18 protein-coding genes are annotated in these 18,484 nt (G+C 58.8%); 4 read left to right on the top strand and 14 right to left on the bottom strand.

The genetic code is table 11. From position 1 onward, the window contains the following. Both phoB and phoR read left to right on the top strand, forming a co-directional pair. Positions 1-693 (top strand): phosphate regulon transcriptional regulator PhoB, encoded by a 693-nt coding sequence (phoB, locus tag GH975_RS00920; RefSeq protein ID WP_153712700.1) that lies wholly within the window; start codon positions 1-3, stop codon positions 691-693. Between the two features lie 140 nt (positions 694-833). Beyond that, positions 834-2,171, top strand: a complete 1,338-nt coding sequence (gene phoR, locus GH975_RS00915) for a phosphate regulon sensor histidine kinase PhoR (protein ID WP_153712699.1) — start codon at positions 834-836, stop codon at positions 2,169-2,171. Here phoR and cysZ read toward each other — a convergent pair. The 10 genes from cysZ to GH975_RS00865 all read right to left on the bottom strand — a co-directional run bounded on the left by cysZ (position 2,125) and on the right by GH975_RS00865 (position 11,385). Then, on the bottom strand, positions 2,125-2,859 hold the full coding sequence (cysZ, locus tag GH975_RS00910; RefSeq protein ID WP_153712698.1) for a sulfate transporter CysZ: 735 nt from the start codon (positions 2,857-2,859) through the stop codon (positions 2,125-2,127). The two genes, phoR and cysZ, sit on opposite strands and share 47 nt — an antisense overlap. Next, a complete protein-coding gene (gene phoU / locus GH975_RS00905; protein ID WP_153712697.1) occupies positions 2,856-3,587 on the bottom strand; it encodes a phosphate signaling complex protein PhoU in 732 nt (243 codons plus the stop codon). Before phoU ends, cysZ begins: the two co-directional genes overlap by 4 nt. Before the next feature lie 3 nt (positions 3,588-3,590). Next, positions 3,591-4,433, bottom strand: a complete 843-nt coding sequence (pstB, locus tag GH975_RS00900; RefSeq protein ID WP_246164801.1) for a phosphate ABC transporter ATP-binding protein PstB — start codon at positions 4,431-4,433, stop codon at positions 3,591-3,593. 25 nt (positions 4,434-4,458) lie between these two features. After that, on the bottom strand, positions 4,459-5,754 hold the full coding sequence (gene pstA, locus GH975_RS00895; RefSeq protein WP_153712695.1) for a phosphate ABC transporter permease PstA: 1,296 nt from the start codon (positions 5,752-5,754) through the stop codon (positions 4,459-4,461). Beyond that, positions 5,747-7,126: a phosphate ABC transporter permease subunit PstC gene (gene pstC, locus GH975_RS00890; protein ID WP_153712694.1), complete on the bottom strand. Its 1,380-nt coding sequence runs from the start codon at positions 7,124-7,126 to the stop codon at positions 5,747-5,749. Before pstC ends, pstA begins: the two co-directional genes overlap by 8 nt. A gap of 70 nt (positions 7,127-7,196) precedes the next feature. Then, on the bottom strand, positions 7,197-8,231 hold the full coding sequence (locus GH975_RS00885; RefSeq protein WP_153712693.1) for a substrate-binding domain-containing protein: 1,035 nt from the start codon (positions 8,229-8,231) through the stop codon (positions 7,197-7,199). A 103-nt stretch (positions 8,232-8,334) separates the two neighbouring features. Continuing rightward, entirely contained in the window at positions 8,335-8,991 is a 657-nt protein-coding gene (locus GH975_RS00880) for a glutathione S-transferase (RefSeq protein ID WP_153712692.1), read from the bottom strand. Continuing rightward, positions 8,984-10,030: a 3-deoxy-7-phosphoheptulonate synthase gene (locus tag GH975_RS00875; RefSeq protein WP_153712691.1), complete on the bottom strand. Its 1,047-nt coding sequence runs from the start codon at positions 10,028-10,030 to the stop codon at positions 8,984-8,986. Before GH975_RS00875 ends, GH975_RS00880 begins: the two co-directional genes overlap by 8 nt. 27 nt (positions 10,031-10,057) lie before the next feature. Beyond that, positions 10,058-10,681 (bottom strand): thiol:disulfide interchange protein DsbA/DsbL, encoded by a 624-nt coding sequence (locus tag GH975_RS00870; protein WP_153712690.1) that lies wholly within the window; start codon positions 10,679-10,681, stop codon positions 10,058-10,060. Positions 10,682-10,770: 89 nt separating this feature from the next. Continuing rightward, the gene (locus GH975_RS00865; protein WP_153712689.1) at positions 10,771-11,385 is read right to left on the bottom strand and encodes a c-type cytochrome; all 615 of its coding nucleotides are present in this window, start codon (positions 11,383-11,385) and stop codon (positions 10,771-10,773) included. Between the two features lie 83 nt (positions 11,386-11,468). On the opposite strand from GH975_RS00865, the gene yihA reads away from it, so the two are divergent. Then, entirely contained in the window at positions 11,469-12,086 is a 618-nt protein-coding gene (yihA, locus tag GH975_RS00860) for a ribosome biogenesis GTP-binding protein YihA/YsxC (protein ID WP_153712688.1), read from the top strand. A gap of 168 nt (positions 12,087-12,254) precedes the next feature. Here the strand turns inward: yihA and polA are convergent, their stop codons facing one another. Then, positions 12,255-14,972, bottom strand: coding sequence for a DNA polymerase I (polA, locus tag GH975_RS00855; protein ID WP_153712687.1), 2,718 nt, complete (start codon positions 14,970-14,972; stop codon positions 12,255-12,257). 62 nt (positions 14,973-15,034) lie between these two features. Between polA and GH975_RS00850 the strand changes: the two genes are divergently transcribed. Then, positions 15,035-15,976: a homoserine kinase gene (locus tag GH975_RS00850; RefSeq protein WP_153712686.1), complete on the top strand. Its 942-nt coding sequence runs from the start codon at positions 15,035-15,037 to the stop codon at positions 15,974-15,976. On the opposite strand, the gene GH975_RS00845 is transcribed toward GH975_RS00850, so the two are convergent. From GH975_RS00845 to GH975_RS00835, 3 genes are read right to left on the bottom strand one after another with little or no spacing between them, the layout of a single operon-like run. Further along, positions 15,977-16,543, bottom strand: a complete 567-nt coding sequence (locus GH975_RS00845) for a hypothetical protein (protein WP_153712685.1) — start codon at positions 16,541-16,543, stop codon at positions 15,977-15,979. Continuing rightward, entirely contained in the window at positions 16,540-17,430 is an 891-nt protein-coding gene (gene cyoE, locus GH975_RS00840) for a heme o synthase (protein WP_153712684.1), read from the bottom strand. The genes GH975_RS00845 and cyoE overlap by 4 nt, the downstream gene beginning before the upstream one ends. Next, positions 17,427-18,482, bottom strand: a complete 1,056-nt coding sequence (locus GH975_RS00835) for a COX15/CtaA family protein (protein ID WP_153712683.1) — start codon at positions 18,480-18,482, stop codon at positions 17,427-17,429. The genes cyoE and GH975_RS00835 overlap by 4 nt, the downstream gene beginning before the upstream one ends. Positions 18,483-18,484: the final 2 nt, after the last annotated feature.

The following is an 18,484-nucleotide window of genomic DNA, read 5'->3' as shown; positions in this document are numbered from 1 at the left end:
ATGAACACGACCCGATGCGTACTGATTGTTGACGATGAAACCGCCGTGCGCGAGATGATCGTATTGGCACTGGAAATGGCCGGCTACGAAACGCTGGAAGCCGCCGACGGCAACCAAGCCCTGCGCATGCTGACGACCCACCAACCGGATCTGATGCTACTGGACTGGATGATGCCCGGTGCCAGTGGCCTTGAGGTCGCGCGTAAGGTCCGCAATAACCCCGACCATCAGGGCGTGCCGATTGTCATGCTGACGGCCAAAGAAGACGAGGACGCTAAAATTACCGGGCTATCCGTCGCCGACGACTTCATCACCAAGCCATTTTCGCCACGCGAACTGGTCGCTCGATTAAAAGCAATACTGCGCCGCACGACGCCCAAAGGCATTGACGAACCGGTCGAATTTAGCGGACTACGGCTGGATCCAATTAGCCAAAAAGCCACGATCCAAGACGCTCCGCTGGCCCTAAGTCCTCTCGAATTTAGGCTGCTGCAAACCTTTATGACCCACCCCAACCGTGCCTTCTCCCGGGCGCAATTGCTGGACCGGGTCTGGGGCGGTGACGTCTATGTCGAAGACCGAACCGTCGATGTCCACATTCGCCGATTGCGCAAAGCCATCGGCAGCCACCACGAAGCCTTGATCGAAACCGTGCGCGGCACGGGCTACCGGTTTAGTCCAAACGAAAAATAGACCGCATTGGGCTTTGCATCCCGGCCTCGGACGACTAAGGTAAGCGCGGCCCACTTACAACCGGGCGATCTTGATAACCAGACCTGTTAGGGGTGGCCGACAATGCGTGTGTTTCGCGAACTTGGATATCGACGGGCCCCATGAGCACCAGCAAAGCGACCCGCCAAACCGTCCAGGACGCTATGATCGTGCTGGCCATTTGGGCCACCCTGTTTGTCGTCACCGGCGAATTTTGGATTACCGGTGTACTGGTCCTGGTCAGCGCGATGCTGATCGCGGCGCGCGCGCGGATTAATCTGCACCGCTACGTCGAAACCCGTGATGAACGCATCCTGCCGTTTATGGACGGGCTGGAAAGCGACATTGCCTACCAGATCCACAAAACCGACCGCCTCAACACCACACACCAGCAGCACGTCAGCGAGCGCCTAGAGCACATTGAAGCCGCGCTGGCGTCGGTTGACCGCGGATTTATTTTGCTTGGGGAACACAACTACCTGCGCTGGTGGAACCTCAGCGCTGAGAAATTCCTGGCGCTGAGTGAGGCGCGAGATTTGGGCCGGCCGCTGGACAACTATTTACGCGACCCAGCCTTTGAAATCGTGCTCGGAGATATTTCCAAACCGCTGCAAGTCGTAGCGCCCTGCCCCAGCGACGACCGCCGCACCTTGGAGTTCAACGTCTTCCCTAACGGCGATGATGGCAAGGCTGTGATCATTCGAGACATCACCCGCGTGCGCCAGCTAGAACAGACCCGCAGCGACTTCGCCGGCAACGTCTCGCACGAGTTAAAGACACCCATTACCGTCATCAAGGGCTACGCCGAAACCCTCGGCGACATGACCGACAGCCTACCGGCGCCGGTCAACAAGGCGATCCAGCAGATCGCCGGCCAAGCGGACCGCATGCAAGATATTGTCGAGGACTTGCTGTGGTTGAACCGCCTGGAAAATACCCGCCTGATTGACCCGACGCCACTGAACGTCGGCGCGCTGCTCAACAGTGTCGCCCAAGACGCCGCGGAGCTGGCCACTGCGCTGGGCAAATCCATCACCCCCCAGGTCGAGGCCGACGACGCCTGGCTGCTCAACGGCAGCCACAAAGAAGTTATGACCGCGGTACGTAATTTAACGGTCAACGCAGTCCGCTACAGCTCGGACGGTGCCTCGGTGACACTGTCGTGGAAGGTCACCGAATCGCACGCGCTGCTGACCGTGGCTGACACCGGACCGGGCATTCCGCGGCGCGACCTGCCGCGCCTGACCGAACGCTTTTATCGCGTTGACCAGGGCCGCGCACGCGAGACTGGGGGCACTGGGCTGGGCCTGGCCATTGTTAAGCATGTGATGGACCGTCATGGCGGACGCCTGACGATTAAATCCCGGGTCGGCAGCGGCAGTCGCTTTATCTGCCAGTTCCCACTGAGCCGAGTTAAGCCGGCGGCAATGCCGGCGATTGTGAAAGCTGACGACGCCTGACGCCCCACGCGGTGGCACCGGCGACCGCGGCACTGGGAATCAACAGGTTCAGTAGCGGCACGCTAATCAGCAGCAACACCGAGCCGCCAAACGCCAATGAGTCCAGCGGGTGTTCCCAGGCTTGGGCACGGGTTAGCGACAGCGGCTGGGCGTGGTTGTCGTTCAGGTAGTCGCGGTATTCAATCAGCAACACCCAGGCGCCAAAGGCAAACCAGGCAAAGGGCGCCAGCAAATTAATCACCGGAACCAGCGAAAACACCAACAGCATCAACGCCCGAGGCAGGTACCACAACCACTTGGTCACTTCGCGGCCCAGCGTGCGGCCGACCAGTTGACCCAAGCTTTCGACCGGTAAGGCCGCATTAGGATCCAGCTTGCGCTCGACTTTTTCGGCCAAGATGCCGTAAAACGGCGCCGCCAAAAAGCCATTGATGACGGTAAAGCCAAACACAAACAACACCAGCGCAATCATCATCGCCAGCGGCTGAATCAGAAAACTGACCCAGTCGAGCCACCCAGGCAGAAAGTCCGTGACCGCCAGCACCCAGCCCGCCAACAGGCCCCACAGGCTGGCCATCAGCGCCATAAAAACAATCAGGTTGACCAGCGTCGGAACCAGCACAAAGCGCTTGAGCCCCGGCGACAGAATCAGCTCAAAGCCCTCGAACAGGGCCTTAAGTCCATTCATTCGCGGTTTTCGACGATGTCTTCGATTTGGCTTTCGGTGACGTCGGCGTGGCGAACATCTTTGCCGCGCACGGCGTAGATCAGCTGCTCGCTGACGTTAGTGGCGTGATCACCAATGCGCTCAAGGGCACGGAAAATCCATAACAACTTAACCAATCGGCCAATCGCCCGCGGGTCTTCGATCATAAAGGTCGATACCGCACGCAGCGCGCTTTCGTAGTCGGCGTCAATATTCCGGTCTTCGACACCCACTTCGCGGGCCTGATCCGCATCCAAACGTACAAAGCTATCGACCGCTCGCTTGACCAGCTCGGCGACTTGACGGCCCAAACTAACCGACAGGTTAAGCGCCATCGCCGGCGGCGGATCGCCCGCCAGGTCGGTCGCCAACTTGCCAATTTTGTAGGCTTCATCACCCATGCGCTCAAGGTCGCGAACGATCTTGGAAATGGCCATGACCACGCGCAGATCCGACGCCGCCGGCTGGCGCAGCGCGATGATGCTGATGACTTCGCGATCGACCGCCACTTCAAAGGCGTTGATCTGGTGCTCGGCCTGTTCAATCGACGGCAACAGCCCAGACTCCATGGTTTCGAGCACAATCAGCGCATCGCGCAGGTTGCGTTCGACCATGCCAGCCATCTTCAGCACGTGCGTGCGCAGGCTTTCCAAGTCTTCGTTGAACTGTGACGAAATATGCTGGTTTAGATCTGACGATTTAAGGTCCATGGGTTATCCGAAGCGTCCGGTGATGTAATCCTGGGTGAGTTCATGCTGAGGCGACGTAAAGATTTGCTTGGTCGGCCCCACTTCAATCAATTTACCCAAGTGGAAATAAGCGGTGCGTGAGGACACGCGTGCGGCTTGCTGCATTGAGTGCGTCACGATCACGATCGTGAACTGGTCCGACAACTCATGGATCAGCTCTTCAATGCGCGCGGTCGCAATCGGATCCAACGCCGAGCAGGGCTCGTCCATCAAGATCACTTCCGGGCTGACCGCAATGGCGCGGGCGATGCACAGGCGTTGTTGCTGACCGCCCGACAAACCGGTCCCCGGCTGGTCCAGGCGGTCTTTGACTTCGCCCCACAAACCGGCCCGGGTCAAGGATTGCTCGACCACTTCGTCCAGCTCGGCTTTGCTCTCGACCAAGCCATGAATACGCGGGCCGTAGGCGACGTTGTCATAAATGCTTTTCGGAAAGGGATTGGGTTTTTGGAACACCATGCCGACGCGCGCGCGCAGCGGCACCACGTCAACCGACGGATCGTAAATATCCTTGCCATCGATGGTAATCGAGCCTTCGACCCGGCAAATATCAATGGTGTCGTTCATGCGGTTCAAACAGCGCAAAAAGGTCGACTTGCCACAGCCCGAAGGGCCGATAAAGGCAATCACTTCGTTGGCACCGATATCGATGGTGACGTCTTGGATCGCATGCTTGTCGTCGTAATATACATCGACGTTTTTGGCCTGCATGCGGGGGTTATCCACGTGCACGGACCCCACAGTTTTTTCAGTCACAGAACTCGGCTCCTTGATCGTCAATACGGGTTCGCTGGTGGTCAATGTCATGTCCATAAAGTCTACTACCCTTTGCCTACCAACGGCGTTCGAATTTTTTCCGCAAGACCACGGCGATGGCGTTCATCAAGATCAAAAACGACAACAGCACAATGATCGCGGCAGAGGTTTTAGCCACATACATGCGTTCGGCGAAATCCGCCCACATAAAGATTTGGACCGGTAACACCGTGCCCGGGTCCATCACCGAAGCGGGCGTATCGACGATAAAGGCCACCATACCGATCATCAAAAGCGGTGCGGTTTCACCGAGCGCCTGGGCCATGCCAATAATGGTGCCGGTCAACATGCCCGGTAGCGCCAGCGGCAAGACATGGTGGGTAATGACCTGAACGCGACTGGCGCCCATGCCCAAGGCGGCGTCGCGGATGCTCGGCGGCACCGCCTTAAGTGCCGCACGCGACGAAATAATAATGGTCGGCAGCGTCATCAGCGCCAACACCAAACCGCCGACCAGCGGCAAGGACCGTTGGAACCCAAAGAACCCAATAAACACCGCCAAGCCCAAAATACCGAACACCACCGAGGGCACGGCCGCCAGGTTGTTAATATTGACCTCGATGATCTCGGTCAGGCGGTTTTTCGGCGCGAACTCCTCAAGGTAAACCGCGGTGGCGACCCCGATCGGAAAGGCTAAAATCAGGGTAATGGCGAGCGTAAACAAGGACCCCACCACTGCGCCTTTGACGCCCGCCAATTCCGGATTGCGCGACGCGCCGCCTTGGAAAAGGTAGTTGGATATCTTGTACTGAATCAGCCCCCGATCGACCAAATCGTCAATCATGTCCAGTTGACGGTCGCTTAAGCGGCGGTTGTCTTCGTCGGTGGCGCGTTTAATGTGACCGCGCAGGTAGCTGTCGACATCGTCATCCACCGCGATCCACAGGTTTTGCTCGGACCCCAACAAACTGGGGTCGTTGACCACCATGTTACGAATACGGTCGGTACCGCCGATGCTGAGCAACTTAAAGGCTTCTTTTTTGGCCGAACGCCCCTCGGCGCCGGTCAACCCATAAATCGCGCCCTGCATGATCTTGCGCGGATTGCCGTCGTAGAACGAGTCGATGCTCTGGTCGCCACGCGGATCCATCAGCTGCGCATCCAGGGTGACATCGACCTGAACGTAGTATTGAAAAAATCCCGGGATGCCACGAATCAAAATCGTGGTCATCAACACCGCCAGAAAGGTCAGTGCCAAGCCAATCGCGGACTTGCCGATCAGCTGGAATCGACGTTCGCGGGCATAGCGCGCCTGAACACCGCGGGCAACACGTTCAGCCGCAATCTGCGGCGTGATCATCGGCTTAGTCATACTGCTCTCGATACTTTTTAACGATCTGCAGGGCACCGATGTTGAGCACAAGGGTGATACAAATCAGGGTCAGGGCCAGCGCGAACGCGGACAGCGTCTTGGCCGAGTTGAATTCTTGGTCGCCAACCAAAATTGTCACGATCTGACTGGTCACCGTGGTCACCGCGTCCAGCGGGTTCGCGGTCAAGTTGGCCGCCAAGCCCGCGGCCATCACCACAATCATGGTTTCACCGACCGCGCGTGATACTGCCAACAACACCGAGCCGACAATGCCCGGCAGTGCGGCCGGTAAAATCACCTGCTTAATCGACTCGCTTTTGGTGCTGCCAAGCCCATACGCCGCATCGCGCAAAGATTGTGGCACCGCGTTGATGACGTCATCGGACAACGACGACACGAACGGGATAATCATGATGCCCATGACCACACCCGCGGCCAGCGCGGACTCCGACGACACCGTCAGGCCAATCGACTGGCCGAATTCACGAAAGAACGGCGCCACCGTCAAGGCCGCAAAGAAGCCATAGACCACGGTCGGGATGCCCGCCAAGATTTCCATCAGCGGCTTGACCACCGAGCGCAAACGCGGCGACGCGTACTCAGACAGGTAAATCGCGCTGAACAAACCGGTCGGCACCGCCACCAGCAACGCGATCACTGAAATCAGCAGCGTTCCCGCAAACAGCGGCACGGCGCCGTAGTTGCTGACGCCGACGCCGGCATTTTCACCAAACTCGATTTGCGGGTTCCATTTCAGGCCGAACAAAAAGTCCATCGGCGAAATCATCCCGAAAAATCGAATGGATTCGAAAATGACCGAGAACACGATGCCGATGGTGGTGAAAATCGCCACCAACGAACAGGCCGCCAACAGCACGGTGATGGTGCGTTCAACCCAATTGCGAGCGCGAAAGTCCGGATTGACCGCACGGTAGGCCAAAAAGCCCAGCAGCGCCGCCATGCCAATCACGATGGCGGCCAGGGCGTTGGACGCCAGCGCGTCCCATCGCACCCAGGCCAGCGCGGCTTCGTCGACCCACGCGGGCACCTCGCCCACGCGGATGCCGGCGACCACATTTTGAATTTGGGTCAGGGCAATATCAGGACGAAAATCGTCGGCGCGATCGGCCGGGAAATACTGTTCAGCCAGCGACCGAAAAACGGACTCCTCGGCTGCGCTCCAGACCACAAAGAAAATAAACGCCGGTATGACCGCGGCAATGGCCGCCCAGAAACCGTAGTAATGCGGTAAAGAGTGCATCGCTTTAATGCCGCCACGGCTTTGGCCCTGGGACACAATCGCGCGGCGCGAAGCAAAGAACCAGGCGGCCCCAATCCCCAGCAGCACGATCAACAGCAAATCAGATGACATTCGTCGTCTCCATTAAAAAAGAGCTGACCCTCGCGAGCCAGCTCTGTCGTACCCGACCTCAACCGCTCAATTAATCGAGCATGTCAGCCGTCAAGGTGGGCAAGTTTTCGATGGCATCAGCATACACTGCACGCTCGTCTTCGCCCATCGGGATCATGCCAGATTCGGCCAAAATGCCATCCTCGCCCCAGTGCTTGGTCCACTCACGAGCGTACTCCTGGATACCGGGCACCACGCCGACGTGGGCTTTTTTGATGTAGAAGAACAACGAGCGCGAGACCGGGTAGTCGCCCGCCGCAATGTCCTCGAAAGTTGGCGCAACACCGCCCACTTTCGCCGCCTGCAAGACGTCCGAGTTTTGGTCCAAGTAAGAAAAGCCAAAGACACCGAATGAGCTGTTGTCTTCTTGCAGCTTTTGCACGATCAGGTTGTCCTGTTCGCCGGCTTCAACGTAGCCGCCATCGGTGCGCAAAGGACGGCAGGTTTTGGCGGATTTGCCTTCGGCCTTCAAAATGGCCTTGGCCGCTGCGTTTTGCTTACAGCCGCCTTTTTCATTGACCATTTCTTCCCAGGATGCACGGGTGCCGGACGTGGTCGGCGGGCCCAGTACGCGAATCGCAATGTTCGGCAGTGACGCGTCGATTTCGTTCCACGTGGTGTAGAAATTCGGCACAAACGCAGTCCCCTCGGCATTCGGCACATTGGCCGCCAAGGCTAACCACAGCTGCTCGCGGGTCACATCCAGCTCAGGTCCGCTGCGATCCGACGCCAATACGATGCCGTCATAGCCGACTTTAATTTCGGTGACTTCAACGTTGTTTTCGGCACACACGTCCAGCTCGCTCACTTTCATACGGCTTGAGGCATTACCAATGTCGATGTTTTCGGTACCAATGCCCGTGCAGGCACCTTTCTTGCCCACGGATGAGCCGCCCGACTCGACCACCGGTGTCTTCACACCCGGACGCTTGCCGGCGGCTTCAGCGACGATCGTTGAGAACGGAAGCACGGTCGATGAACCGGCAATGCTGACGTAGTCACGTGCCATTGCTGCGCTTGAAATGCTTGCTGCGACAACCGCAGCCAATCCTAAACGTACAAACATGGTGATACTCCAAAGCTGAAAAAATGCGACCCGTTCTGAGCCGATGTGCGCACTCTAAGCCTGAATTATGACAGCTTTATGACGAGCCAAAAAAATTCTCAGATCACTCCACTGCGCCATTATTTAACAGCGCATCGGAGCGTGCAAAAGCCGGGTCATCCGCCGCCATGGCTTCCCACTCGACCAGCCACGGGTGCGCCATGACGCGCTCGCTGTAGTCCGCCAATGCACATTGGGCAACCGGCGCGTAAGTCCGCAGGCGATACAGCACCGGCGCATAAAACGCATCGGCGGCGCCAAACTCGGGGCCGTACAAAAATGGTCCGCCGGAATTGATCAACGCGGTTTCGAGCAGGTCCTGAATACGCGCAATATTCGCAAATACCGCGTCCGACAACGGGAAGTCCGTGGTTCGCGCGCGAATGTTCATCGGACAGGCCATCCGCAGCGGCACAAAACCCGAGTGCATTTCGGCCACAATCGAGCGCGCATGCGCTCGCAGACCCGGGTCCGCCGGCCAAAATGGCGCGCCAGGATGGCGCTCGGCCAAGACCTCGATCAAGGCGGCGGAATCCCACACCGTGGCATCGTCCAGCGCCAACACCGGCACCGTGGCGTTGGACGGGACCTCGGCGTGCCAATCGTCTTGATCAAAGCGAACCCAGCGGATATCCGCTTCAAGGCCGGCAATTTTACAGGCCAACCAACCGCGCAAGGACCAGGAACTGTAGTTGGGCTGACCAATCCACAGCTTAGCCACGGTGCAAATCTTCCAGCACCTTGACGGTTTCCTCCCAGCCGATGCAGGCATCCGTAATCGATTGACCGTAGACCAGGTTCGAGGGGTCCTTGCAGTCTTGGCGACCGGCGACCAAGTGGCTTTCGATCATGACACCGAAAATTCGACTGGCATCGGTGCGCCGCTGCTGGATCACCGAATCCAGCACCAGTGCCTGGTTGCGGTGGTCTTTCATTGAGTTGCCGTGGGACGCATCAACCATCACGGTCGGGCGCAGCCCTGCCTTTTCGAGAGCGTCACAGGCGGCACCGACATGCGCGGAGTCATAGTTGGGGCCCGAGGTCGCCCCGCGCAGGATCAAATGGCAATCCGGGTTGCCACGGGTCTCGACAATGGCCGACACACCCTGCTTGGTCACCGATAAGAACTGGTGCCCGTGGGACGCGGCGCGGATCGCATCGATGGCGATGCCGACTTGGCCGTCGGTGCCATTTTTGAAACCAATGGTGGCACTCAGGCCGCTGGCCAGTTCGCGGTGAACCTGAGACTCGGTGGTGCGTGCGCCAATGGCGCCCCAGCTGACCAAGTCGGCAATGAACTGCGGCGTGATCGAATCCAAGAACTCGACGCCGGTCGGCATGTCCATGGCCGCCATGTCACGCAGCAAGTCACGGGCGATGTGCAGGCCCTTGTTGATCTGGAAGCTGTCATCCAAGAAGGGGTCATTAATCAGCCCTTTCCAACCGACGATGGTGCGCGGCTTTTCGAAGTACACCCGCATGACCACTTTGACCTTGTCTTTGATGCGATCGGCCAGCGGTTTCAAGCGCGCCGCGTATTCGCGCGCCGCATCCGGGTCATGAATCGAGCACGGACCGACCACCACCAGCAAGCGATCGTCACGACCGTGCAGGATGTCTTGGATTTCATTGCGGTGGCGGGTCACGTTGGCCGCCATCTGGTCGGTGGCGGGTAACTCCTCCAGCAAAATGGCCGGAGGAATCAGGGGCTTCATGCGGGCGATGCGAACGTCGTCGATCACCATGTTCGAGTAAGTCATGCTGGGCTCTTTTCAGCGCCCAGACGCTTACATCTGGGCTTGTTCTTGTTGAATCAGGTAATTGATGACGTCAAACAGAGCGGCCTGGCCGCCGGCGGTTGTCTCAGTTACGCGGTACTTGCCGTTCACAATAAACGCAGGCACCCCGGTAATGCCATAGGCGTTGATCCGAGATTCGGTTTGCTTCAAGCGCGATTCGACGCCAAAACTGCGCCATTGGGCATTAAAGGCACTTTCATCGACACCATAGCGGGCAAATAATTCACGCACGTCGTCTTCGCGCACCAGGCGTTCGCGTTCCAGGTGAATCGCGTTGAAAATCGGTTGGTGCACTTGGTCTTGCACGCCCAGTGCCTTGGCGGTCCAAAAAGCGCGCGCATGCGGCTCCCACGAACGGCCCAATACCGCCGGCACCTGTTCGAAGCTGACGCCTGCGGGCATGGCGGCCTTCCACGAATCAACCGCGGGCTCTAAACGAAAGCAGTGCGGGCAGCCGTACCAAAACAGCTCCACCACTTCGACCACGGCCGGATCTCGGGTTTTAACCGCAAACGGCAGCGCCTGGTAATGCTGGCCCTCGACAAAATCCGCGGCCTGGGCCGTCGACACACACAAAGACACCGAAGCCAGCACGGCCATCAACCATTTCATCGCGTTACTCCAAATTATTCGTCTGGCCCCAGTATGGGCACAAAAAAGGCGATCAATAGACCGCCTTTGTAACGAAAGGTTTCGCCGCTCTAACGAAGCCCTTCGATGTAGCTGGCCACGGCTTCCATATCCGCCGCACGCATGTTGACCGCCACACCATTCATCATCGCGTTCTGACGCGCACCGCTTTTGAAGGTGTTGAGCTGAGCCAGGGTGTATTCGGACCACTGACCGGCCAGGCTTGGGAAGTTAGCGCTGGCAATGCCTTTGCCCTGCGGACCATGGCAGGCGGCGCATGCAGCGACGCCGCGCTCGACGTCACCAAATCGGTAGATCTGCTCGCCGCGCGCGGCCAGTTCAGCCTTGGCGACGCCCGGGGCGACTTTTTTAGCTGCGTAAAACGCCGCCAAATCGAGCATGTCTTGGTCCGACAAGCCGACCGCAAAGCCATACATCATGGCGTTGTCGCGTTCTTTGGATTTGAAGTTGGCCAACTGAGTCGCCAGGTAGGCGGCGTGCTGGCCGGCCAATTTCGGGAAACCGCCGGTGGCGCTGTTGCCATCTGCACCGTGACAGCCTGCACAAACGGCGGCCTTGGCTTCGCCGGCAGCGGCATCGCCCTGCGGACCGAGTTCCGGGACTTCGGTCGCGCTAGCGGCGAAGGACAAAAGGCTGCTGAGGGCCAAAATTACAAGCTGTTTCATGTCTAAGTCCGTTAAATAGGAAAAGTGTCTAATAACTTTCGGTAGTATAAACCTTTATTGCTTATACACGGAATGCATAAGGCATGGCTTTCAACTTATTGCGTACTGCAAAGTACCAAATCAGCGCCACCAAACCCCAGAACTTTCCCGCCGATGAAGGCGTCGAAGTTGCCTTCGCGGGCCGTTCAAACGCGGGCAAAAGTAGCTGCCTCAACGTCATCGCCAACCAGCGAGCGCTCGCTAGGGTCTCAAAAACACCCGGGCGTACGCAAATGATCAACTTTTTTAGCCTACAGGACGAACAGTTAAAGTTGGTCGACCTGCCCGGCTACGGCTACGCCAAGGTGCCCGTGGCGATGCGCGCGAACTGGGGACGCAACATCCAAGCGTTCTTGGAAAACCGTCGCTGCCTCGCCGGTTTGGTCATGATCATGGACTCACGCCACCCCATGTCACCGCTGGACCAGCAAATGATGGACTGGGCGCTGGCGCGGCAGTTGCCGCTGCACGCGGTGCTGACCAAGGCGGACAAGCTGTCGCGTAACGTCCAAAACCAAACCCTGATGAAAGTTCGCAAGGAATTGCCCGAGGGCTGTACCACGCAACTGTTCAGTGCGCTTAAACGCCAGGGCATTGAAGAGTTGGACGAGCGTTTGAAGTCATGGATGCTGCCCGACGCCAGCGCGCCGGAGACGGAATAACGCAGGCAAAATAAAACCCCGAAACGTGGCCAAACGTTGGCGGGGTCAAGGCGTTTCGCTTTGGGGTAAAGCTAGCGCTAGGAGAACATTCCTAAGAGGGAATCATGTTCATCTACAAAGATAGACACCCCCAGTTTAGGAAAGTTCCCAACTTTCTTAAAAAAGTTTTCAGTGGGCCTCATACCAAGAGGCACCACGGCCAATATCGACTTTCAGCGGCACATCCAAGCCTTTAACCCCTTCCATCGCCGGCTTCAACGCCGCCGCGAACGCGTCGGCCCGGCCCAATGGCACTTCGAACAACAATTCATCGTGGACCTGCAACAGCATACGCACGTCTGGGAAATCGCGCCGAATCAAGGCATCCACATCCAGCATCGCCTGTTTGATTAAATCAGCCGCGGTGCCTTGGACCGGCGCATTGATGGCCAGGCGCTCGGCCGCGCGCTTGCGCATTTGATCGCGCCCATTGATGTCCGGCAAGTACAGCCGCCGGCCGCGCTGGGTGGCGACATAGCCGTCGGCTTGGGCGTTTTCCTTGGTCGTTTCCATGAACCGTAGAACCCCCGGGTAGCGGGCGAAATAGCGATCAATGTAGTCCTGCGCTTCGCCGCGGCTGATGTGCAGGTTGCGTGCCAAGCCAAACGCACTCATGCCATAAATCAAGCCAAAGTTAATCGCTTTGGCCGCGCGGCGGTGATCCGCCGTCACGGTGTCGACGCCAAACACTTCGGCGGCGGTCGCGCTGTGGATGTCCTGGTCGGCCTGGAAGGCGGCGATCATGCCAGGGTCTTGGCTAAAGTGCGCCATCACCCGCAGCTCGACCTGTGAATAGTCGGCCGCCATCAACACATGCCCCGCCGGCGCAATAAAGGCCGCCCGGATCCGGCGCCCTTCCTCGGTTCGAATCGGGATGTTCTGCAAATTCGGGTCGGACGATGACAACCGCCCGGTCGAGGTCACGGCCTGGTGCAAGCTGGTGTGAATACGGCCATTCGCATCCGCCGCCAGCGGCAGCTTGTCGGTGTAGGTGCCCTTCAATTTGGACAGCGAACGGTGCTCCATCAACAGCTTTGGCAGCTCGTACTGTTCGGCCAATTCAGCCAACACTTCTTCGTTGGTCGAGGGCGCGCCCTTGGGCGTTTTCTTGAGCACCGGCAGGCCCAACTTCTCAAATAATATCGCCTGCAACTGTTTGGGTGAGCTTAGGTTAAAGGGCTCACCGGCCAAGTCATGCGCCGCGTCCTCTAGCTGCTCCAATCGCAAACCCAGCTCGGCGGATTGCAGCGCCAGCGCGTCCGGATCGATCAGCGCACCCAAGTCTTCAAGATCAGCAATCACCGGCACCAATGGCAATTCCAGGCTTTCGTAGAGGGCTTTGAGCTCGCCCGCCCGCGCCAACTCGACACTCAAATGCCGATACAGCCGCAGCGTGATGTCCGCGTCTTCGGCGGCATAGGCCGTGGCGGTGGCCAAATCAATGGTTTCAAAACCGACCTGCTTGGCGCCCTTGCCACACACGGTTTCGTAGCTGGTGGTGGCGACCCCCAAATAGCGTGTCGCCATCGAGTCCATATCATGACGCCCACCGGTCGGGTTTAGGGCATAGCTCATCAGCAAGGTGTCTTGGGTTTGGCAGGCGACCGTAAAGCCGGCCCGGCGCAGCACCCGCAGGTCATATTTCAGATTTTGAGCGACCCAGACCATGCCCGGATCCTTCAACAGTGCCTGCAGCTGGCCCCGGATCTCATCAACGGCCAGTTGCGGCTCCAACACCTGGTGCGCAACCGGGATATAGACACCCTGACCCGGCGCCCAACTGAGGGCGACACCGACTAAATCGGCCTGGTGTGCGTGCACCGAGGTGGTCTCGGTGTCCAGCGCAAAGGTCCCAGCCTGACGGCACGCGGCCAAGGCGGTGTCCAAATCGTCGAGGTTTTCAATTAACTGATAATGGGTTTGGGCCGGCGCATTGGGCGCCTGCGCAGGTGTCAAAACACCGTCGCTGGGCGCCGCCGAAGCCCCGGCAGTGGATGGCTCCAGGGTCTGCATCAAGGACGTGAATTCCAATTCTTGATAGAGCGCGCGCAGTGCTTCGGTGTCCGGCGCCCGCACCACCAACGGCACCGCCGGCCACTCGCAATCCAGTTTAATGGTGACCAAGTCGCGCCCGGTCGGCAAAAAGTCCAGCGCCACCCGCAGATACTCGCCCACCTTGCCACCGACCTGATCGGCATTGGCCATAACACCGTCCAGGCTGCCATAGGCCTGCAGCCATTTGACCGCGGTTTTGGGGCCGCATTTTTCAACGCCCGGTACGTTGTCGACCTTGTCCCCGACCAACGCCAAGAAATCGATAATCCGCTCGGGCGGGACGCCGAACTTTTCAACCACACCGGCCGGATCCATGTAGGTCCAGGGGTCGCCCATGGTATTAACCAGGGTCACATGCTGGTCGACCAGCTGGGCCATGTCCTTGTCACCGGTCGACACCAACACCGACTTGCCCTGGGCAGCGTACTGCGCCGCCAAGGTGCCAATGACGTCATCCGCTTCGACATCCGGCACCACAATCAACGGCAACCCGAGCGCCTCGACCAGCGCATGAATGGGCTTGATCTGGGCGCGTAAGTCGTCCGGCATACTCGGCCGGTTGGCCTTGTAGTCCGGGTAGATTTGATCGCGAAAGGTTTTGCCGGGGGCATCAAAAATCACCGCCGCTTCGACCGGGCCGGTGACATCAAACAGCTTTTTCAGCATGTTCAAGATGCCGCGGGTGGCACCGACCGGCTGGCCTTGGGAATTGGTCAACGGCGGCATCGCGTGGAAAGCGCGGTACAGGTAGCTCGAACCATCAACGAGCACGATATCAGGGCGTTGGGTCATAAAACGTCAGTGACTTATGTAGGTAGATAAAGGGATACTACCCTTTTTTGTTTGGGCACAGGATGAGCGTTTACACCCCGATTACCGCCGACGAACTGCAAGGTTTCCTGAATGGATTCGATTTGCCGCCACTCACCCACTTCGAAGGCGTCGAGGCCGGCGTTGAAAACACCACCTATTTTTTGACCGCGGGTCGTGAATGGGTGCTGCAAATCTTTGAAGAGCAGGGCTTTGACGAAGTGCCGTTTTTCGTTGAGCTGAATAAACGCCTGGGTGACGCCAGCGTGCCGGTGGCCATTCCGGTCGCGGATCGCACCGGCAAGCGCCTGCACCTGCTTAAAAACAAGCCCGCCGTGTTGTTTCCAAAACTGGTGGGGCGTGCGCCTATGACCCCGAATGACCGACAGCGCGCAGCACTGGGCACCGCGGTTGGGCAAATGCACAACGCCAGCCAAAGCATGCCCGACATGACCAAGGACAATCACCGCTGGCGCCAGTGGTGGGAAGGCAACCGCGACCGCGTGCAACCGTTTTTAGACGACGCTGGTCGCGCCTTGTTGGACCAACAAATTGCTGACACCGCGGCCTGGCTGGACAGCGCCGGCGACCTGCCCAGCGGCATCATCCACGGCGATTTATTCCGCGACAACTCGCTCTTTGACGGCGATGAAATCGCCGGCATCATCGACTTTTACAACGCCTGCACCGGCTATTTTGCGTTTGATTTGGCGGTCACGCTGAACGATTGGTGCTCCAACGCCGAGGGCGAGCTGATAGCCGGCGCGCGTGACGCCATGATGGACGCCTACCAAGCCATTCGACCGCTGACCCCGGCCGAGCTGGCGTGCTGGGATTTAATCCTGCAAACGGCGGCGCTGCGCTTTTGGATGTTGCGGTTGGTGGCCCTGGCACGGCGTGCCGAGGGCGGCCCGGATGCGCCACCCCACGTTAAAGACCCTAAGGCCTTTGAGCTGATCTTGCGGGCGCGCCGCGCCGGGCGCTAGCTATAAAATTCCAGCCAGGGACATCGAACGCACAATTTGGCCGGCGTTAAACGGCGGCCGTACCCAGGCCACCAACTCGCCGGCCGGATTGACGATCAACAGGCTGTGGCTCCAGCGCTGCCAAGCGTCACCCTCTCGCTCGATAAACCAGCCGGCATCCGGCAAACCGGCAAAATCCGGCTCGACCTGAGACAACTGAAAGGGCTCGCTACGCTCGCTCGGCGACGGACTGAACCAGACCAGACCGACCTCGTCACGCGGTAACCGCTGATTGCTCTGCCACAAGCGTTGCAAGGTCACACGGGCACTGTTGCATTGGTTTGGGGCGCACGAGGGATCATCCATCAAGCCCAGTGACCACTGACCCACCAGCGGCCAATCGGCCAAGGCTTTGGGTGCTTCGAGTTTGACAAAGCCCGGTGGCGCGCCTTGGGGCTTGACCACCGCCTCGCGATTAAGCTTCCAAAAAAACAGCGCCAGTACCGCCGTCATGATCAGCCCCAGTTGAATCAGGGTGTTGCGAATACCCCGGCGCTGGGCGCCGGTTTTAGGCACGGCATCACTCATAGCAAGACACTCAGGTAATGATCGACCAACAGCACAATAAACATCCCAAACAAATACCAGATGCTGTAGCCGAACGAACGCATGGGGTCCTTGGGGTCACGGCTGACGAACAAGCGGACCGCCCAATACAGATAGCCAATGTTCAGTGCAGCGGCGCCGACGGCATAGATGATGCCGCTCATGCCGATCAGGTACGGCATGGTCGTGATCAGGGCCAAAATGATGGTGTACAGGGCAATGTGCAGGCGCGTGAAGCGATCGCCATGGGTAACTGGCAGCATCGGCACGTCGACCTTGGCGTACTCGTCCTTGCGGTGAATCGCCAGCGCCCAAAAGTGCGGCGGCGTCCAGGCAAAAATAATCAGCACCAACAACAGCGCCTCCGGGTCGACCGAGCCGGTTACCGCGGTCCACCCCAACAGCGGCGGCGCGGCGCCGGCCAAACCACCGATGACGATGTTTTGCGGGGTCGCGCGCTTCAAATACAGCGTGTAAACAAAGGCGTATCCGACCAGGCTGGCCACGGTCAGCCAGGCGGTAATGGCGTTAATGGTCAACAGTAACAGTGCCGTGCCGCCGACACCCAATGCCGCAGCAAAGGACAGCGCGTTGACGCGGGCGACCTTGCCGGTGGCCACGGGGCGCCCCGAGGTGCGCGACATTTTGGCGTCGATGCCCTGGTCCACCAGATGGTTAATACAGGCCGCGGAGCCCGCACAGAGCGCGATCCCCAAGTTGCCAAACACCAACACATCCAAGCCAACCCAGCCCGGCGTTGCCAAGCACATACCCACCACCGAAGTGATCAGCATCAAGGCCACGACCTTGGGTTTAGTCAGTTCTAAATAGTCGCGCCAATGGGCCCGTTGACTGATGACTGCACTCATAGCTCACTCCAGCCATTAGGGCCGAGCTTGCGCAGGGCGTACAAAGTAAATACCAAGACCTGGAGCAAAATAGCCGCGCCCAAGTTATGTGCGGTGGCCACCGCAATCGGCAACTGAAACCAGATGTTCGACAACCCCAATGCGATCTGTACCGACAACGCCACCAGCATCAGTTGACCGAGCCGGCCATAGACGGTGCCGCGACCCCGCCGAATGAGCGCCAGCGCCAACCCTGAAATGACCAGGGTTGCGACAATCGCGCCGATCCGGTGGGATTGATGAATCGCAATGCGCGAAGCGTTATCCAGCTTGCCACCCAAATAGTTCGGACCGATTTCCTGGAGCAAATTAAAGCCGCTTTGGAAGTCCGTCTCGGGCCACATCTCGCCCTGACAGGTCGGCAAGTCCGGGCACGCCAGCGCAGCATAGTTGGTGCTGGTCCAGCCGCCCAAAAAGATCTGGGTGCACAACACCGCCATCGCCACCCAGCCCATCGGCAACAGCGCCCTCAGGCCGTGCGCTCGATCACCATCCACACCCGCGTCCGGCCGCCAGCGCGAAAAGCGTATCGCCGCCAAGGACAACAAGGTCAACACGGTGAAGCCGCCCAGCAGATGTAAGGTGACAATTTTCGGCCACAGCTTCAACGTCACCGTCCAGGCCCCAAAAGCGCCCTGCAGGCACACAAACAGCAGCAAAAAGATCAGGTGCTTGCGCGGCCAGCCGCTCGATTTTCCAGCCGGCGCCCACTTCAGGCCCAGTGCGGTGATCACGATGATCAGCAAGCCCAGAGCGGTCGCTAAATAGCGGTGAATCATTTCCACCCAGGCTTTATAGCTTTCAACCGGGGCATCCGGGAAGGCCAGCTCAGCGGCCACGACCTTGTCGCCGCTGGGCACGGTTAGATGGCCGTAGCAGCCCGGCCAATCGGGGCATCCCAGCCCGGCGTCCGCCAGGCGAGTATAGGCGCCCTTACCGATTACAATCAGGGCGAAAAACACAGCAATCACGGCCAATTTCGTGAGTGTATTTGCACGTTGGGTGTCTGTCATAG

This window comes from Litorivicinus lipolyticus (assembly GCF_009650135.1).
In the GTDB taxonomy this organism is placed as follows: Bacteria; Pseudomonadota; Gammaproteobacteria; order Pseudomonadales; family Litorivicinaceae; genus Litorivicinus; species Litorivicinus lipolyticus.
The sequence above is the reverse complement of the archived record's forward strand: the minus strand, read 5'-3'. Positions and strand labels throughout refer to the sequence as shown.

Bases quoted from the DNA above. Each gene is read 5' to 3' on its own strand.
- phoB (WP_153712700.1), top strand. From the start codon at position 1: ATGAACACGACCCGATGCGTACTGATTGTTGACGATGAAACCGCCGTG.
- phoR (WP_153712699.1), top strand. From the start codon at position 834: ATGAGCACCAGCAAAGCGACCCGCCAAACCGTCCAGGACGCTATGATC.
- cysZ (WP_153712698.1), bottom strand. From the start codon at position 2,859: ATGAATGGACTTAAGGCCCTGTTCGAGGGCTTTGAGCTGATTCTGTCG.
- phoU (WP_153712697.1), bottom strand. From the start codon at position 3,587: ATGGACCTTAAATCGTCAGATCTAAACCAGCATATTTCGTCACAGTTC.
- pstB (WP_246164801.1), bottom strand. From the start codon at position 4,433: ATGACATTGACCACCAGCGAACCCGTATTGACGATCAAGGAGCCGAGT.
- pstA (WP_153712695.1), bottom strand. From the start codon at position 5,754: ATGACTAAGCCGATGATCACGCCGCAGATTGCGGCTGAACGTGTTGCC.
- pstC (WP_153712694.1), bottom strand. From the start codon at position 7,126: ATGTCATCTGATTTGCTGTTGATCGTGCTGCTGGGGATTGGGGCCGCC.
- GH975_RS00885 (WP_153712693.1), bottom strand. From the start codon at position 8,231: ATGTTTGTACGTTTAGGATTGGCTGCGGTTGTCGCAGCAAGCATTTCA.
- GH975_RS00875 (WP_153712691.1), bottom strand. From the start codon at position 10,030: ATGACTTACTCGAACATGGTGATCGACGACGTTCGCATCGCCCGCATG.
- GH975_RS00870 (WP_153712690.1), bottom strand. From the start codon at position 10,681: ATGAAATGGTTGATGGCCGTGCTGGCTTCGGTGTCTTTGTGTGTGTCG.
- GH975_RS00865 (WP_153712689.1), bottom strand. From the start codon at position 11,385: ATGAAACAGCTTGTAATTTTGGCCCTCAGCAGCCTTTTGTCCTTCGCC.
- yihA (WP_153712688.1), top strand. From the start codon at position 11,469: ATGGCTTTCAACTTATTGCGTACTGCAAAGTACCAAATCAGCGCCACC.
- polA (WP_153712687.1), bottom strand. From the start codon at position 14,972: ATGACCCAACGCCCTGATATCGTGCTCGTTGATGGTTCGAGCTACCTG.
- GH975_RS00850 (WP_153712686.1), top strand. From the start codon at position 15,035: ATGAGCGTTTACACCCCGATTACCGCCGACGAACTGCAAGGTTTCCTG.
- GH975_RS00845 (WP_153712685.1), bottom strand. From the start codon at position 16,543: ATGAGTGATGCCGTGCCTAAAACCGGCGCCCAGCGCCGGGGTATTCGC.
- cyoE (WP_153712684.1), bottom strand. From the start codon at position 17,430: ATGAGTGCAGTCATCAGTCAACGGGCCCATTGGCGCGACTATTTAGAA.
- GH975_RS00835 (WP_153712683.1), bottom strand. From the start codon at position 18,482: ATGACAGACACCCAACGTGCAAATACACTCACGAAATTGGCCGTGATT.